General features: G+C 60.8%; 15 protein-coding genes and 1 pseudogene. 5 read left to right on the top strand and 11 right to left on the bottom strand.

From position 1 onward, the window contains the following. Positions 1-468 precede the first annotated feature (468 nt). Positions 469-939 (bottom strand): hypothetical protein, encoded by a 471-nt coding sequence (locus J1G18_RS11390; RefSeq protein ID WP_223007681.1) that lies wholly within the window; start codon positions 937-939, stop codon positions 469-471. A 456-nt stretch (positions 940-1,395) separates the two neighbouring features. Between J1G18_RS11390 and J1G18_RS11385 the strand changes: the two genes are divergently transcribed. Together J1G18_RS11385 and J1G18_RS11380 are read left to right on the top strand one after the other, a co-directional pair. Beyond that, complete coding sequence (locus J1G18_RS11385; protein WP_003226705.1) at positions 1,396-2,331, top strand: chemotaxis protein CheV; 936 nt, start codon at positions 1,396-1,398, stop codon at positions 2,329-2,331. Positions 2,332-2,531: 200 nt separating this feature from the next. After that, positions 2,532-3,338 (top strand): MOSC domain-containing protein, encoded by an 807-nt coding sequence (locus J1G18_RS11380; RefSeq protein WP_223007679.1) that lies wholly within the window; start codon positions 2,532-2,534, stop codon positions 3,336-3,338. Between the two features lie 70 nt (positions 3,339-3,408). On the opposite strand, the gene J1G18_RS11375 is transcribed toward J1G18_RS11380, so the two are convergent. The 9 genes and pseudogenes from J1G18_RS11375 to J1G18_RS11340 form a co-directional block, all read right to left on the bottom strand. Further along, positions 3,409-3,693 (bottom strand): pyrimidine/purine nucleoside phosphorylase, encoded by a 285-nt coding sequence (locus J1G18_RS11375; RefSeq protein WP_003226701.1) that lies wholly within the window; start codon positions 3,691-3,693, stop codon positions 3,409-3,411. Between the two features lie 114 nt (positions 3,694-3,807). After that, positions 3,808-4,350, bottom strand: coding sequence for an exonuclease domain-containing protein (locus tag J1G18_RS11370; protein ID WP_134786998.1), 543 nt, complete (start codon positions 4,348-4,350; stop codon positions 3,808-3,810). A gap of 70 nt (positions 4,351-4,420) precedes the next feature. Continuing rightward, on the bottom strand, positions 4,421-4,822 hold the full coding sequence (locus tag J1G18_RS28395; RefSeq protein WP_410477710.1) for an acetyl-CoA carboxylase biotin carboxyl carrier protein subunit: 402 nt from the start codon (positions 4,820-4,822) through the stop codon (positions 4,421-4,423). 77 nt (positions 4,823-4,899) lie between these two features. Beyond that, positions 4,900-6,382, bottom strand: a pseudogene (locus J1G18_RS11365) (acetyl/propionyl/methylcrotonyl-CoA carboxylase subunit alpha); the annotation flags it as partial. A gap of 118 nt (positions 6,383-6,500) precedes the next feature. Beyond that, complete coding sequence (locus J1G18_RS11360) at positions 6,501-7,298, bottom strand: enoyl-CoA hydratase/isomerase family protein (protein WP_223007675.1); 798 nt, start codon at positions 7,296-7,298, stop codon at positions 6,501-6,503. Beyond that, complete coding sequence (gene atuD / locus J1G18_RS11355; RefSeq protein WP_115983977.1) at positions 7,295-8,452, bottom strand: citronellyl-CoA dehydrogenase; 1,158 nt, start codon at positions 8,450-8,452, stop codon at positions 7,295-7,297. The genes J1G18_RS11360 and atuD overlap by 4 nt, the downstream gene beginning before the upstream one ends. 30 nt (positions 8,453-8,482) lie before the next feature. After that, a complete protein-coding gene (gene atuC / locus J1G18_RS11350) occupies positions 8,483-10,099 on the bottom strand; it encodes a geranyl-CoA carboxylase subunit beta (protein ID WP_098964870.1) in 1,617 nt (538 codons plus the stop codon). Positions 10,100-10,102: 3 nt separating this feature from the next. Further along, a complete protein-coding gene (locus J1G18_RS11345; protein ID WP_223007673.1) occupies positions 10,103-10,972 on the bottom strand; it encodes an SDR family oxidoreductase in 870 nt (289 codons plus the stop codon). Between the two features lie 12 nt (positions 10,973-10,984). Then, positions 10,985-12,775, bottom strand: a complete 1,791-nt coding sequence (locus tag J1G18_RS11340) for an acyclic terpene utilization AtuA family protein (RefSeq protein ID WP_223007672.1) — start codon at positions 12,773-12,775, stop codon at positions 10,985-10,987. A gap of 183 nt (positions 12,776-12,958) precedes the next feature. Here J1G18_RS11340 and J1G18_RS11335 point away from each other — a divergent pair, with 183 nt between their 5' ends. The 3 genes from J1G18_RS11335 to J1G18_RS11325 all read left to right on the top strand — a co-directional run bounded on the left by J1G18_RS11335 (position 12,959) and on the right by J1G18_RS11325 (position 15,565). Further along, a complete protein-coding gene (locus tag J1G18_RS11335; RefSeq protein WP_223007670.1) occupies positions 12,959-13,582 on the top strand; it encodes a TetR/AcrR family transcriptional regulator in 624 nt (207 codons plus the stop codon). Positions 13,583-13,674: 92 nt separating this feature from the next. Continuing rightward, positions 13,675-14,472: a substrate-binding periplasmic protein gene (locus J1G18_RS11330; RefSeq protein WP_027613404.1), complete on the top strand. Its 798-nt coding sequence runs from the start codon at positions 13,675-13,677 to the stop codon at positions 14,470-14,472. Between the two features lie 79 nt (positions 14,473-14,551). Continuing rightward, positions 14,552-15,565, top strand: coding sequence for a GNAT family N-acetyltransferase (locus J1G18_RS11325; protein WP_134786993.1), 1,014 nt, complete (start codon positions 14,552-14,554; stop codon positions 15,563-15,565). Between the two features lie 134 nt (positions 15,566-15,699). Here the strand turns inward: J1G18_RS11325 and J1G18_RS11320 are convergent, their stop codons facing one another. Then, entirely contained in the window at positions 15,700-16,254 is a 555-nt protein-coding gene (locus tag J1G18_RS11320) for an RNA polymerase factor sigma-70 (protein WP_027613402.1), read from the bottom strand. Positions 16,255-16,599 lie beyond the last annotated feature (345 nt).

The following is a 16,599-nucleotide window of genomic DNA, read 5'->3' as shown; positions in this document are numbered from 1 at the left end:
CGCTACGGGCAGACCGGCCGGTGGCTGGCGGATCTCTGTCTGAAAATGCTGTCAATTATGTTATTGATTTTAACGAAGTACAGTGAACGATATTCGACCATCAAGTTCGTTGGATGACAGTCGCTGAATCACTGTGCCATTAGTTGAAAGCAACTAACGGTCGGCATAATACCACTTAAGATACCGTTGGTCGCGTTTGCCATATATGTCCAATGAGTCAGGAAATACGTCATGTTGGACGTGAGTTCCATTATGGAAAATGTCGTTTTATTGTGCTTGGTAGAGATCCGTGCGGTTCGAAGTTGATCGTTACACAGATACAGGCAAACCCTGAGGCCGCGGCAGAATATCCGCTGGTGTCAGGTGTGATTATTTAATTCGAATTGTCGCTGGCAGGTATGAACTATCCAATTGCGACATTCAGCGATTCCCGTCTTCAGCCTGGATTTACGCTTTGAATGCGGCGGATCACGCCTGACGCTCGGAATAAGACAACAGCGAAACCGGCTGAGGCCGGAGCGGTGGCTTGAACTGGTTTTGACCGACCTGAAACGCGAAAGCTTCGATCAGTGAGGTTTGTTCGCTGCCATCCAGGCTCAATTGGCCGGTATTGTGATCGACCAGTTCAATCTGCCAGGCCATCAAGGTGAAACAGTCCTGCAGCGCATTCAGCGCCTGTGCATGCAGATCGACAGGGTCCGGCGCGTGGTCGAGCAGGCTGTGAATGTGCAGGGAAAACTCGGAGATCGCCTCCAGTGCCAGTGCTTCAGCTCGACTCGCAAGCTTGAGCAGGGTACTGCGCATGCAGTCGATGGCGTCTTTGTCGTTGCTGATCAATTGCAGGTGGCTCAGGCACTCTTCGGACTTGGCCAGGAGTGTTTCAGCTTCGACGAGGAATTCGGGAAAGCGTTGCGCCCAGTCTTTACGGTCGATTGGCATGCTTATCTCCACAGCGTCATGTCTGATGAGGGAATGCCGTGTGTGTCGACGATCATGAACCGTCGGGAGATCGCGCCCCACCGTGCAAGTGCACTGGCTGAGGTTTTCCAGAGGGTGGGGTTCCACTGACCTGCGATCGCACACAATAGCCTGACTCCGTTCATGCAATGAGAATGGCGTCACATTAATGGCTATTGGATATTGCGAACATCAGGTTGGGCCTGATTGTTCCTAGGGGATTCCCTTACGCGCGGGAACCTGTGGCGCAAACTGTGGTCGCGCCAGAAGAGAATGTAGCAGATGAAAACACCGGGTCAGTAAACCATGATGTTAATGTGACATCAATGCCCATGTGTGGCATTTTGATGGTGAATTTTGTGGGGATCAAGAATCGCCATAAACAGCCGATAACCCCACTTAGTAGTGAATTCATCAGAACAAGCCCAGGAGTCATTGATGGCCGGCATTCTCGACACGGTAGACCAACGCACGCAACTGGTGGGTGAGAATCGCCTGGAAATTCTCATGTTTCGACTGGCCGGACGCCAATTGTTCGCGATCAACGTGTTCAAGGTTCAGGAAGTTCTCCAACTGCCGAAGTTGACCCTGATGCCACAGCGTCACCCGTTTGTCTGCGGCGTGGTCAACCTGCGTGGGCAGACGCTGCCGGTGATCGATCTGTCTCAGGCGATCGGCATGCGCCCGCTGGTGCCGGGCCCGAACAGCACCATCATCGTCACCGAGTACAACCGTTCGGTGCAGGCTTTCCTCGTCGGTGGCGTGGATCGCATCGTCAACATGAACTGGGAAGCCATTCTGCCGCCGCCGACCAGTGCTGGCCGCCAGCACTACCTGACTGCAATCAGCAAGGTTGACGATCAATTGGTGGAAATCATCGACGTCGAGAAAGTCCTCGCCGAAATCGTCCCGTACAACGCCAAGGTCTCGCGTGACAAGCTCGATGATCCGGTGCTGGAGCGTGCCCGTGGCCGCGAAGTGCTGCTGGTGGACGACTCCAACGTGGCGCTTTCGCAACTGCGCGACACCCTTGGCCAGCTCGGGGTGAAAATGCACATCGCCAGTGACGGTCTGAAGGCGCTGAACATGCTCAAGGCCTGGGCCGATACCGGCGTGAACATGACCGACAAGCTGTTGATGGTGTTCACCGACGCGGAGATGCCGGAAATGGACGGCTATCGCCTGACCACCGAGATCCGCAACGATCCGCGTCTGCGCGGTCTGTACGTGGTGTTGCACACTTCGCTGTCCGGCAGCTTCAACGACTCGATGGTGAAGAAGGTCGGTTGCGACAACTTCCTCTCCAAATTCCAGCCGGACAAACTGGTCGATGTGGTGCGTCAGCGTCTGATGCTCGATGAAGTGCCAGCCTGACGAAACCCTGTAGCGAGGGGATTTATCCCCGATGGACTGCGCAGCGGTCCCGCTTCTTGATTCAGGTGGGGCCGCTTCGCGCCCCATCGGGGATAAATCCCCTCGCCACAAAGTTATCTTTTCAGGGGGGCGCGCATCTGTCTTTGATTCGCCGATAAAGCTCGTATAGGGTGGCTTTTTTGCCCACCAGGGAGCTGGCCATGCTGCGTCTGAGCGCGCTTTATCGTTATCCGTTGAAATCCGGCAAACCCGAGATTCTGCAATCGATTGGCCTGGACAAACTGGGCCTTGCAGGGGACCGACGCTGGATGCTCGTGGATGAAGCCAGCGGCCGCTTTCTGACCCAGCGGGCCGAGGCGAAAATGAGCCAGTTGTCGGCGCTGTGGAATGCGCAGGGCGGTCTGACCCTGAGTGCCCCCGGGCTTGCCGCGCTGGACGTGCCATTGCCCGAGGCCGATTCCGACTTGCGCGGTGTGACCATCTGGCGTGACACCCTGCGCGTGCCGGATGCCGGTGATGCAGCGGCCCGCTGGGTCAGCGATTTCATCGGCAAACCGACCCGTCTGGTGCAGGTGCCGCTTGATCGCGCGCGCATGACGCAGGCCGGTTATGGCCGTGAGGACGATCAGGTCGCGTTCGCTGACGGTTTCCCGCTGTTGCTGATTGGCGAAGCGTCACTTGAGGATCTGGTGCAAAAGGTCGGACGACCGCTGGAGATGTTGCGCTTTCGGCCGAATCTGGTGATTGAAGGCAGCGCGGCGTTCGCCGAGGACGGCTGGAAGCGCATGCGTATCGGTGACGTCGATTTCCGCGTGGTGAAGCCTTGCTCGCGCTGCATTCTGACCACCATCGATCCGCAAACCGGCGAACGCAGTGCTGATCGCGAACCGCTGGCGACCCTGCAGAAATACCGTGCGCAGGCCGATGGTGCGATGTTCGGGCAAAATTTGGTCAACGACAGCAATGGTCAACTGGAAGTCGGAATGCCGGTGGAAATCCTCGAGTAACCGAGGCCAGAAATGAAAATGCCCGTGTCCATGGACACGGGCAATTTTTGCACCGGGAAAAACCGTGGGCTTAGCCGCGGTATTCGCACAGGTAAGCGGTATCAACGGCGACTTTCAGCTGGAACTTGCTGTTGGCCGGAACGTTGAACTGGCTGCCGGCGGCGAAGGTTTCCCAGTCGCTGCTGTCCGGCAGTTTGACGGTCAGCGCACCGGAGACCACGTGCATGATCTCGCGCTGAGCGGTACCGAATTCGTATTCGCCCGGGGCCATGACGCCGATGGTCGCCGGACCTTCAGCGGTGCCAAAAGCGATCGACTTGACGGTGCCGTCGAAGTACTCGTTGACTTTGAACATGGGCGATTCCTCTCGAAAAGGGCAAAAAAGGGTTAAAAAGGGCTGGCCAGTATGCACAAGGCTCCCTGCGCCGTCACCTGCCCGGGGCGTGTCCGGCGAGTTCTCGCCCTGACTTCAGAGTGGCAAGACCAACGGCAGCAACCGCGCGGTATTGCGCGCATCTTCCAGGGCCCGGTGCTGTTGACCGCTGAACTGCATGCCGGCCAGTTGCAGCGCACCGTTCAGGCCCAACGGTCGTTCCAGGCGCCGAGCTTTGGCAAAGCGCTGCTTGAGGTTCATGTGCGGCACCCGGCTCAGCAGGCTGTCGAGTTGCAGGCGCTGCCATTCCTGGAGCAACTGCTTGCGGTCGTAATCGCCCCAACTGGCCCAGCCTTCGAGGCGCGTCTGATGTTGCCCGAGCCAGCGTTCAAACGCCGGCCAGACCTCGCTCAGCGGCTGTGCGGTGTCGATGTTGGCCTGGGTGATGTGCGTGAGCTCACGGCAGAACGGCGTCAGCAACGGCCGCCGGGTCGGTTTGACGAACCGCTGAAAGTGATCCTGCTCGCGACCGGCACGGTCGACCAGCGTCGCGCCGATTTCGATGATTTCCATTTCCGTAACCGGCCAGCCACCTTCATCTGTGGTGGCTTCCAGATCAATGACCAGCCAATGGGGCATCGCAGGTTTCCTGATTTACGCGTCCTGATAGATCAGAGCGTAGTCAAACCTTGCGTTTGCGCCTGGCGACTCACTCGACCTGCAACAGAACCTGACGATTTTTTACCTGATCGCCGACCTTGACCTGCACCCGCTTGAGCACGCCATCGATGCCGGCCTTGAGCGGATGCTCCATTTTCATTGCCTCCAGCACCACCAGCAACTGACCCTTGCTGACCGGGCTGCCTTCGCTGACCAGCACGTCGATGATGGCACCGTCCATCGGCGCCTTCAGGGTGCCGGAGCTGACGCTGCTCTGACTGCTGATCAGCGCATGAGTTCGATCCTCCAGGCGCAGGTTGCCGGGGTGGGTGAACAGCCAGAGTTCTTCGTCATCGATCCGGTAGGCGTGACGCTGGCGCAGGCCGTCGACTTCCAGCGTCACCGAGCGCTCGTCGCAATTGATGACGGTCAGTACCAGTGCGCGCTGCATCACGTTCACGGTGAAGCGGCCAGCGCCGTCCGCAAGCAGTTGCAAGCTCCAGTCCTGCTGTTCAAGCCCGAGGCGGTAATTGAGCGGCGCGCCGACATTGTTGCGCCAACCCTTGAGCGGCGCACGATGCACCTGCGCGCCAGCCTGATAAAACAGCACGGCGGCGATGGCCAGCTCCTCGGCAGTGGGGGCGTAAGTGTGCAGGCATGGGTGGTCAGTGAAATGCTGAGCAATGAACGCGGTGCTGAACTCGCCGCTGATGAACTGCGGATGCTGCAGCAGGCTGACCAGCAAACGCTGGTTGCTCTGAACGCCGAGCAGCACGCTGTCCTGCACCGCGCGCAGCAGCTTGCGCCGTGCCTCCTCGCGAGTGGCGCCGTGGGCGATCAGTTTGCCGAGCATCGGATCATAAAACGGGCTGATCGACTGACCTTCGAGCAAGCCATGATCGATCCGCGCCCCCGGACACAACGCCGGTTCCCAGGCCTGTACACGACCGGTCTGCGGCAGGAAATTCTGCGTCGGATCTTCGGCATACAGACGCACTTCCATGGCGTGACCGTTCAGCGCGACCTGATCCTGAGTCAACGGCAGCGGCTGCCCTTCGGCGACGGCCAATTGCCAGGCGACCAGATCCTGCCCGGTGATCAGTTCGGTCACCGGATGCTCGACCTGCAGACGCGTGTTCATTTCCAGAAAGTAGAACTGCCCACGGGCATCGAGCAGAAACTCGACGGTGCCGGCACCGAGGTAATTCACCGCTCGGCCAGCCTTCAATGCCGCTTCGCCCATGGCCTGGCGCAACTCGCGGGTCATCACCGGGCAGGGTGCCTCCTCGACGACTTTCTGATGGCGGCGCTGCACCGAGCAATCGCGCTCGCCGAGGTAGATCAGGTTGCCGTGATGATCGCCGAACAGTTGTACCTCGACGTGCCGTGGTTCGATCAGTGCCTGTTCGAGGATCAGTTCGTCGCTGCCGAAACCGTTCAGCGCTTCGGAGCGGGCGGTGCGCAATTGCGCCGGCAATTCCTCGCTGCTGTGCACCAGACGCATGCCGCGTCCACCGCCGCCAGCACTGGCCTTGATCATCAGCGGGTAGCCGATGCGCTCGGCTTCACGCAGCAGAGTGGCGTCGTCCTGCGCGGCGCCTTGATAGCCGGCGATGCAAGGAACACCGGCGTCGAGCATGGCGATTTTCGACAGGCGCTTGCTGCCCATCAGTTCGATGGCCTCGGCGCTGGGGCCGATGAAGGTCAGGTTGGCCGCTGCGCAGGCGCGGGCGAATCCGGCGTTTTCCGAGAGGAAGCCATAGCCGGGATGGATCGCGTCGGCACCGCTGCGGCGGGCGGCGTCGAGGATCGCCGGGATGTTCAGGTAGGACTGTTGCACCGCTGCCGGGCCGATGTTCACCGCTTGGTCGGCCATCTGCACGTGCAGGGCATCGGCGTCTGCATCGCTGAATACGGCGACGGTGCGATAGCCGAGGGCCTGGGCGGTGCGCTGGATGCGGCAGGTGATTTCACCGCGGTTGGCGATCAGGATTTTGTGGAGGGCGGGCATGTTGATCTTCCTGAGTATTTGGCGGTGGGTTGGCTGGCCTCTTCGCGAGCAAGCCCGCTCCCACAAGGAATTTGCATCGTTCACGAAAGCTGTGGGAGCGAGCCTGCTCGCGAAGCTTTTAAGGGGCCCATCGCGGTTTACGCTTTTGCACGAAAGCCATGGTGCCCTCGATCCCTTCGGCCCCGGTCACCGCTTCGCTGAACCACCGCGCCGCTTCATCCAGCAATTCACTCGAAGGCTGCCCGGCACTGGCGAGCAGCAGTTTTTTGGTCGCCGCATTCGCTTCGGGTGCGCAGCACAAAACATGGTCGAGCACTTCGTCGAGTCGTTCTGCCAGTGCCTGCGGATCCTGCTCGACGAAATGCACCAGCCCCAACCGCCGCGCCTGATGACCATCGAAACGCGCAGCGGTCAGTGCCAGTCGGCGGGTCTCGGTCAGGCCGATGCGCTGCACCACGAATGGCGCGATCTGCGCCGGCAGCAGACCGAGGCTGGTTTCCGGCAGGCCGAACTGCGCCTGATGATCGGCCATGGCGATATCGCTGACACATGCCAGCCCGAAACCACCACCGAGCACTGCGCCCTGTAAAACGGTGATCAGCACTTGTGGTGCGTCCTGAGCCTCTTGCAGCAGGGCTCCAAAGGCGCGGTTCAACTCGCGGTAAGCGTCGGTGCCTTGGGCACGGGCATTGGCCATGTCCTTGATGTCGCCCCCCGCACAGAAATGCCCACCGGCACCGCTGAGGATCAGAGCGCGAACCCCGCGGTCATCGCGCACCGCCGCCAATACCGCGCGCAGTTCGGCGACCATTTGCAGGCTCATCGCATTGCGGCTGTCCGGGCGATTGAGGGTGATGTGCAGCACGCCGCCGTGCAGTTCCAGCAGCAGAGTCTGACAGTCGGGCAGGGGGCTCATTTCTTTTTCCCCGGCAGGATGCCCATGAGTTTGCAGATGATCCCCAGCATGATTTCGTCGGCGCCGCCGCCGATCGAAACCAGCCGCACGTCGCGATAGGCGCGGGCCACCGGGTTGTCCCACATGAAGCCCATGCCGCCCCAATATTGCAGGCAGCTGTCGCTGACTTCACGGCCGAGACGGCCGGCCTTGAGCTTGGCCATCGACGCCAGGCGCGTGACGTCCTGACCTTTCACATATTGCTCGGTGGCCTGATAGACCAGCGCTCGCAGGCATTCGATTTCGGTCTGCAGTTCGGCGAGGCGGAAGTGGATCACCTGATTGTCGATCAGCGCGTTGCCGAAGGTCTTGCGCTCCTTGCAGTACTCGATGGTGCTGTCGACGCAATATTCCAGACCCTTGATCATGTTCGCCGCGCCGAACAGGCGTTCTTCCTGGAACTGCAGCATCTGCATCATGAACCCGGCGCCTTCGTGGCCGATGCGGTTGCGCTGCGGCACACGCACATTATCGAAAAACACCTGGGCGGTTTCCGAGCTGCGCATGCCGAGCTTGTCCAGGTGCGAGCTGAGGCTGATGCCCGGGGTGTTCATCGGCACCATGATCAGCGACTTGTTGATGTGCGGCTTGTCGTCCGAGGTGTTGGCCAGCAGGCAGATGAAGTCGGCGCTGGGCGAGTTGGTGATCCACATCTTGCTGCCGTTGATCACGTAGTCGTCGCCGTCCTTGCGCGCGGTGGTCTTGAGCCCGGCGACGTCGGAGCCGGCACCGACTTCCGAGACGCCGATGCAACCGACCTGCTCGCCGGTGATCGCCGGACGGAGGAATTCGTCGCGCAATTCATCGGAGCCGAAACGGGCCAGCGCCGGGGTGCACATGTCGGTCTGCACGCCGATCGACATCGGAATGCCGCCACAATGAATGGTGCCGAACTCTTCGGCGGCGACAATCGAATAGCTGTAGTCGAGACCCATGCCGCCGAATTTTTCCGGCTTGGAAATCCCCAGCAGACCGAGGTCGCCGGCCTTGCGGAAAATCTCGTGGATTGGAAAGCGTCCGGCCTTTTCCCATTCATCGACGTGCGGGTTGATTTCGTGCTCGACGAATTGGCGGACGGTGCGGCGCAGTGCTTCGTGTTCCGGGGTGAAGATCATTTTTATTGTTCTCCTTGGGATCTGTGGCAGTCAGAAGCGGCTGACGCCGAAGCTGTTGGGTTGCAGCGTGCGGATGTCGGCTTCGTGGCAGATATCCAGCAGGTAACCGAGCAGGGTGCGCGTATCGCGCGGATCGATCAGGCCGTCATCCCACAGGTTGGCGCTGCCGTAGAGCGCGGTGGACTGGCTGTCGAGTTTCTGCGCGGTGACCTGTTCGAGCATGTCGAGCATTTTCGGATCCGGCACCAGGCCTTCCTTGAGCTGTTTGGCCTCGGTGACGATGCGCAACACCTTGCCGGCCTGCGCGCCGCCCATTACCGCGGTGCGGCTGTTGGGCCAGGCGAAGATGAAACGTGGATCGAGACCGCGTCCGCACATCGCATAGTTGCCGGCACCGTAGGAGCCACCGACGACAATCGTCAGTTTAGGCACTCGCGCATTGGCCACCGCTTGAATCAGTTTCGAGCCGTGTTTGATCACGCCTTGCTGCTCGGACTCGGTGCCAACCATGAAGCCGGTGGTGTTGTGGAAAAACAGCAGCGGCGTCTGGCTCTGGTCGCACAGCTGAATGAACTGCGCGGCCTTGCTCGCGCCGGCGGGGGTGATCGGGCCGTTGTTGCCGATCAAGCCGCAGGCGCGGCCCTGGATTTTCAATTGGCCGCAGATGGTTTGCTGATCGAACTCGCCCTTGAATTCGAGAAACTCCGATTCATCGGCAATCCGCGCAACGATTTCGCGCACGTCGTAGGGCTTCTTCGGGTCGTCGGGAATCAGCCCGAGCAGCTCGTCGATCGGGTACAGCGGCGCCTTGTATTGCGGCTCCGGCAGCCACGGCAATTGCTCGTTCCACGGCAGCATGCGCAAGATCTCGCGGACCAGGCGCACGCCGTCGGCATCGTTCTCGGCCAGGTACTCGGCGGTGCCGGCGACCTGCGCGTGCATCTCGGCGCCGCCCAGCTCTTCATCGGTGGCGACCTCGCCCGTCGCGGCTTTGAGCAGTGGCGGTCCGGCGAGAAACAGCTTGGCCTTGCCGCGCACCACCACCACGTAATCCGACAGCCCCGGTTGATAGGCGCCACCGGCCGTCGCCGAGCCGTGCACCACGGTAATTTGCGGCAACCCCATGGCCGACATCCGCGCCTGATTGGCAAAACTGCGTGCGCCTTCGACGAATATCTCCGCCGCATAATTGAGGTTGGCGCCGCCGCTTTCGGCCAGAGTGATCACCGGCAGTTTGTTTTCCAGGGCGATCTGTTGCAGCCGCAGGGATTTTTTCAGGCCGGTGGGGGAGATCGTGCCGCCCTTGATCGCGCTGTTGTTGGCCACCACCATCGCCCGTATGCCGGACACGTAACCGATGCCGGCGATCAGGCCGCCACCGGCAGCGCTGCCGTCCTTGTCGTCGTGCAGCTTGTAGCCGGCCAGACTCGCCAGTTCGAGGAACGGCGCACCGGGGTCGAGCAGCAGGTTCAGGCGTTCGCGGGGCAGCAGTTGCCCGCGCTTGTCGAATTTGCCCTTGGCTTCGGCAGCCTTGTTCAGCAGGTTCTGTTCCAGTTGCTGGACTTGCTCGATGGCCGTGAGCATCGCCGCGCAGTTGCGCGCGAAAGCTTCACTGTGCGGATCGAGTTGGGACTGGATCTGCGGCATGGCTTACTCCTTGTCCTTGAGCACGTCGGGCAGGTACGCCCGATGGAAACCGTTGAACGACTCGCTGTGGCTTGCCTTGTGCAACGGCCATGCGCGGCTGCCGAGACTGGCCGCACCATCGATTTTCAAGGTGCTGCCGCTGATGAACGCCGCCGCCGGACTGAGCAGGAAAACGATCGCTGCACTGACTTCCGATTCGGTACCGATGCGCTTGAGTGGCACGTGTTCGCGCAGGGTCGGGATCACGGCTTTGAACGCGCCCTCATAAGTGTCCATGCCGCTGGACGCGATCCAGCCCGGCGCCACTGCATTGACCCGCACCCCGGCGTACCCCCACTCGAACGCGGCGGTTTTGGTGAAGTTGTCCATCCCCGAACGTGCCGCGCCGGAATGGCCCATGCCGGGCATGCCGCCCCACATGTCGGCGAGCATATTGACGATGTTGCCGCCGTGCTTGCTCATCGACTGGTTGAACACTTCCCGGGCCATCAGGAAGCCGCCGACCAGATTGGTGCGCAACACGGTTTCGAAGCCTTTCTGATTGATCGAGGCCAGTGGTGACGGGTACTGGCCGCCGGCATTGTTGACCAGACCGTGGATCGGCCCGTGTTCTGCGATCAGCCCGGCGACCAGTTGTTTCACCGCGTCTTCGTCACGGATATCGCAGGCCTGCCAATGGGCGCGGCCGCCGTCTTCGCTGATTTCGGCGGCGACCTTTTGCAGCTTCTCCGGTTTGCGCCCGACCAGCAGCACAGTGGCTCCGAGCGCCGCCAGTTCATGCGCGGTGCAACGGCCGATGCCACTGCCGCCACCGGTGACGATGATGGTCTGGCCGCTGAACAGATCGGCTTTGAAAATCGATGCGTAAGCCATGAAGCCCAACCTCTAGTCGAGTTGTTCGGCGATGCTCTGCGGCACCGGGATCTGGATTTCCAGCAGTTGCTGAGCGAAGGCCTTGCCCTGGGGATCGATGCGCAGACTCGCCACGCCACCGCCGCCAAGCGCGTTCTCCAGCAGAAAATTCAGGCTGTGGGTGCCGGGCAGGTACCAGCGTTCGACCCGGCCGTGGATCGGGTCGAGCACATGGCGCATCCAGTCGACGATCACCGCCGGCGTCAGCGCTTCGGCGATCCAGGGCAGGTATTCCGGTCGACGCGGCAGGACACCGATGTTGCTGTGGTTGCCCTTGTCACCGGAGCGCGCCACCGCCAGTTTCACCAACGGCACACTGGCGTCGGCGCGGCCTTGGGGTTTGGGTGGCTGGTCGGGGGTTGGCAGGTCATGGCTGTCGAGCGGCATTTGCGCGGGGAGGGCGCAGGGATGCTGTTCACCGGCCATGTCGATGTGCAGGCTGCAGGCGGTTTTATCGATCAGGAATGAGAACAGACGGATCAGCGGATACACCGTCGGCCGTCCGCCGACGATGCCGGTCAGTCCCGGTGCCATGCCGGTGGCAGCCTGGGCGATTTCCCGGGAGAACAGGATCAGCGCCGGTTTCAGTGGATGGCGCACCGCAAGTTTGATCACCACCTCGCGGCTGTCACGACGCTGGCCGTGAGGGCCGTATGTGGCTTCGCTGCCGAGCAGTTCAATGTTGACTTCGCTGTAGGGCGGCCAGCCGCGCTGACTGAACATTTCCGAGGTCTTGGCGATGATTGCCTGACTGACGCGGCGCGCCTTGTCCACCGCATCGATGCCGGCGATCAGGCAACTGGCGGTGCAGCGGAAACCGTCCGGCCAGGTCGCGCTGACCTTGTATTTATCGCTGGGCGGCAGGCCTTTGGCTCCGTGGACATGCACGGTGTTTTTGCCCTGTTGCTGCAGTTTGACCTGAGTGAAATCGCAGACCACATCCGGCAACAGATAGGCCTGCGGATCACCGATTTCATAGAGCATCTGCTCGCCAACCGTCAGCGGCGTCACCAACCCGCCGGAGCCTTCGGGTTTGCTCACGATGAACTGGCCGTCGGCACTGACTTCAACGATGGGAAAACCGATGTGTTCGTAGTCCGGCACGTCGCGCCAGTCGGTGAAATTGCCCCCGGTGCATTGCGCGCCGCATTCGATGATGTGCCCGGCGAGCGCGGCCTGGGCCAGTTTGTCGTAGTCGTGCCACGCCCAGCCGAACTCATGCACCAGCGCCGCACTGACCACCGCGCTGTCGACCACGCGCCCGGTGATGACGATGTCGGCACCCAGGCGCAGGGCTTCGACGATGCCCGGTGCGCCGAGGTAGGCGTTGGTCGATACGCACATCGGCGGCAGCGGCGTGCCGTTGAACATTTCGTGGATGCCTTGGGCGGCAAGTTGCTTGAATTGCGGTTGCAGGTCATCGCCGAGCAGCACGGCGATTTTCAGACTGACCCCGGCCTTGTCGCAGGCAGCCTGCAGGGCGGCGGCACAGGCTTTCGGATTGATCCCGCCGGCATTGCTGATGACGCGGATTTTCTGTTCAGCCAGTTGCGGCAGCAGCGGCGCGAGCACCTCAACGAAGTCCCCGGCGAACCCTGCCTGCGGGTCCTTCATGCGCGCGCCGGCCATGATCGACAGGGTGATTTCGGCCAGGTAATCGAACACCAGATAATCCAGCTGCCCGCCGGCCACAAGTTGTGCGGCGGCGGTACTGGTGTCACCCCAGAATGCGCTGGCGCATCCGATCCGAACGGTGGTGGGCATTTTTATCTCCGACTCAGGAACCTGCGACAGAAGTGTCTGGAGGCTACCAAGCAAGCGCTTGGTTTGTAAACCACTGAAATATCTTCTGCCCAAGCGCTTGCTTGGTTGCGGCCCGCGGCTTAAATTGCGCGCAACCCTGCGTGTTCAGGGGGCAACAGACTGATCGACTGTAGGAGAGAACGGGTGGACGAGCAAAAAGCCCTGAGGGTCATGCGCGAACTGGTCGACCAGGGCCAGTTGACTGACCCCGACAGCGCCCGCGGCAAACTGCTGCAAGTGGCCGCTCACCTGTTCCGCAACAAAGGCTACGAGCGCACCACGGTGCGTGACCTGGCGGGGGCGGTGGGGATCCAGTCCGGGAGCATTTTTCATCACTTCAAGAGCAAGGATGAAATCCTCCGGGCGGTGATGGAAGAAACCATCCGCTACAACACCGCGCTGATGCGCGCCGCGTTGGCTGAAGCCAGTAACGTGCGCGAGCGGGTGCTGGCGCTGATTCGCTGCGAGTTGCAGTCGATCATGGGCGGCAGCGGCGAAGCCATGGCGGTGCTGGTCTATGAATGGCGTTCGCTGTCCGAAGAAGGTCAGGCCCGGGTGCTGGCCCTGCGCGATGTCTACGAAGACATCTGGCTGCAGGTGCTGGGCGAAGCCAAGGAGGCGGGGTTTATCCGTGGCGATGTATTCATTACCCGACGTTTTCTCACTGGCGCGCTGTCCTGGACCACCACCTGGTTTCGTGCCGGCGGCAGCCTGAGCCTCGATCAGTTGGCCGATGAAGCGCTGATTCTGGTGCTCGAAGAGCGTTAACCCACGTTTCAACAGGTCAGGAAACTGGCTAACTGGGCGAAACCGCCTAGCTTGAATGCATTGATCGGTATTTTTTCGGGGAGTGGGGTGTTTTGAAGTCTTCGCCAATTCGGACGGCCACGGGGCTGGTACTCGTCGCGCTGACGGCATTTTCAGGGCTGCCTGCGCAGGCGGCGCAACTGGTTCGAGTGGGCGCCGCGCACTTTCCGCCTTACACCATCCGCCCGGAAAACGGTGCCGACACCGGTCTGCTGCCGGAATTGGTCGAAGCGCTGAATGCGTTGCAGACGGAGTATCAGTTTGTCCTGGTACCGACCTCGATTCCCCGGCGTTTCGGTGACTTGAAGGAAGGGCGCACCGACATGGCGATTTTCGAAAACCCGGAGTGGGGCTGGAAGGACATTCCACACACCACGGTCGATATGGGGCTGGAAGATGCCGAGATTTTCGTCGCGCAACGCGAAGAGGGTCGGCAGCAGGATTACTTCTCGGACCTCAAGGGCAAGCGGCTGGCGCTGTACAGCGGTTATCACTACGAGTTCGCCAATTTCAACGCCGACCCCAAATTTCTCGCGGATACGTTCAAGGCCACGTTGACCTATTCCCATGACAGCAACCTGTTGATGGTGCTGCGCGGGCGCGCCGACATCGCCTTGGTCACGCGCTCCTACCTGTTCGACTACTTGAAACGCAACGAAAAGGTGGCTGACAAGTTGCTGGTGTCGCAGCGCATCGATCAGGTTTATCACCATTACTCCATTCTGCGCCCGGCCGCGCCGATCACCGGCGAGGCGTTTGGCAAATTGTTGCAGGAGCTGCGGGACAACGGGCAGATGCTGAAGATTTTCGAGCCATACAAGATCGCTCTGGTACCGGTACCGCAACACTGATTTGACCCCGCCGGCTAAATTTTCCCGTGCGGCTCACGTCCCATCGTTGAACTGTCGACGATTATCGTGAGCCCGACCCATGTCCAATCTGAATGACCTGACTGCCCTGGCCTTGCCTTCGGGCAGTGAACTGGTAGCCGATGCTACTGAAAGCCGTCTGAGCCTGAGCCTGGACGGGCAACCGCTGGTTCGCTTGCGTCTGAATCGTGACGGCACCGGCCCGATTCAGCTCGATGAGCGTTTTGCCCTGCCGCCCGGCCTGGCGTTGTGGGCTGCCTGTTACTGGTTGTTCGCCCGTGAGCCGGAGCGCCAGCAATTGCTCTGGCAGCTGGATCAGCCACCCACCGAAGCCTTGCTCAGCGGCTTGCTGGTCAGCACCGAAGTGGCCGGCGAATACCGTTGCGAGCGCACCCTGTTCTGGCAATTGCCGCAGCCATGGCTCGGTACATCGCTGAGCGGCAGCTACCCGCAACAAATGGTGATCAGCCAGGGCAAGCGCCATCCGCAGCGCCCGGTCAAGCCGCGCGGTGAAGTCTATCGACGTTTCGATGCACGCCTCGGGGCGTGGATTTCCCTGCGCACGCTGGAGATCGAGCAGGATCTGGCGCGGTTCAATCGCTGGCAGAACAGTCCGCGTGTCGCCAGTTTCTGGCAGGAGGAGGGCAGTCTTGAGCAGCATCGCGAATACCTGAGCAAGCTCGACGCCGATCCGCACACGCTGACGTTGATCGGCTGTTTCGACGATCAGCCGTTTGCCTATTTCGAGGCCTACTGGGCCAAGGAAGATCGCATCGCGCCGTTCTATGATGTCGACAATTACGACCGTGGCATTCACATGCTGGTGGGGGAAGAGAATCACCGTGGCCCGCACAAGGTCGCGAGCTGGTTGTCGGCGCTGGTGCACTATCTGTTTCTGGATGATCCGCGTACCCAGCGCGTGGTCGCCGAACCGCGTGCCGACAACGCGAAGATGATCGGCCACATGCAGAATCAGTGCTTCCACTGCGAGAAGGAATTCGATTTCCCGCACAAGCGTGCGGCGTTGATGATTCTGGGGCGTGAGCGGTTTTTTGATCGGTGCAAGCTGGCCTGAAGTGACAAGGCCTGGGATCTATTGCGGTTTCAAGTCTGCATTCGCGAGCAAGCCCGCTCCCACATCGACCTGTGTACGCCGGTCAAATGTGGGAGCGGGCTTGCTCGCGAATGGCTTGACGCCGAATTCAGGGCTTAGCGACGACCCATCGAAGCCGCATCCCCACGACTGCCCGACACCTTGCGGCAGTGCACCAGCGCATCGCGAATCATGAAGTTGACCAGGGTCGGCGAAACGCCGAGTTCCTTGGCGATGTCCTTTTGCGGCACGCCGTGCAGACGGTACATCTCGAAGGCGTAGCGGGTGCGGCTGGGCAGTTCGGTCAGCGCGTCGGCGATGTGTTCCAGCGTCGAGAAGTTGATATGCGAGGTTTCCGGCGAAGCGCCCTGAATGACCACATTCAACCCTTCCTCTTCCGGGCCTGAGTACTTCTGTTCCAGCGCCTGTTTGCGGTAGTGATCGATGGCGAGGTTGCGCACGATCTGGAACAGATAACTCAATTGCGCCTTGATCGACGACGTGATCGGCGGGGCCGACTGCAAGCGGAAGAACGCATCCTGCACCACGTCTTCGGCGCGCGAACGGCAGCCGGTAATGCGCGCTGCGATCTTCACCAGAATCAGTCGATTGTCGACGAAGGCCTGAAGTAGCGGTGAATCGCACCTGCTTGTGGATACTTGTTCCGTCATGGAAATCACCTTGCTGCCAATAGGTTAGTGGGACGCCGGGGGACGAGGCCGTCCTACACATCGAGCGACAAATTATGTTGAATGATAATGATTGTCAATTGAGAAAGAGAACTAATGCTCCGTAAAGGTGCGAATCGAGAACTGCGACACACCGCCACACCCCAGCCTCTGTTGGCGATCCAGCCTGCCGACTAATTATTTCAAGACGTCATCCGTTCTCATTGGTGAATGGTTCCGGGTACCGAGCCCCGGCCAGACAGCATTCCGATGCCTTGCGCGGTCGGCACAGACCGCGCCCTGCACGCCCTCGACCGGCGTGACGCAGCAACCCGATTCCACTTAGCA

The organism is Pseudomonas sp. MIS38 (genome assembly GCF_019891575.1).
Classification (GTDB): domain Bacteria; phylum Pseudomonadota; class Gammaproteobacteria; order Pseudomonadales; family Pseudomonadaceae; genus Aquipseudomonas; species Aquipseudomonas putida_A.
The sequence above is the reverse complement of the archived record's forward strand: the minus strand, read 5'-3'. Positions and strand labels throughout refer to the sequence as shown.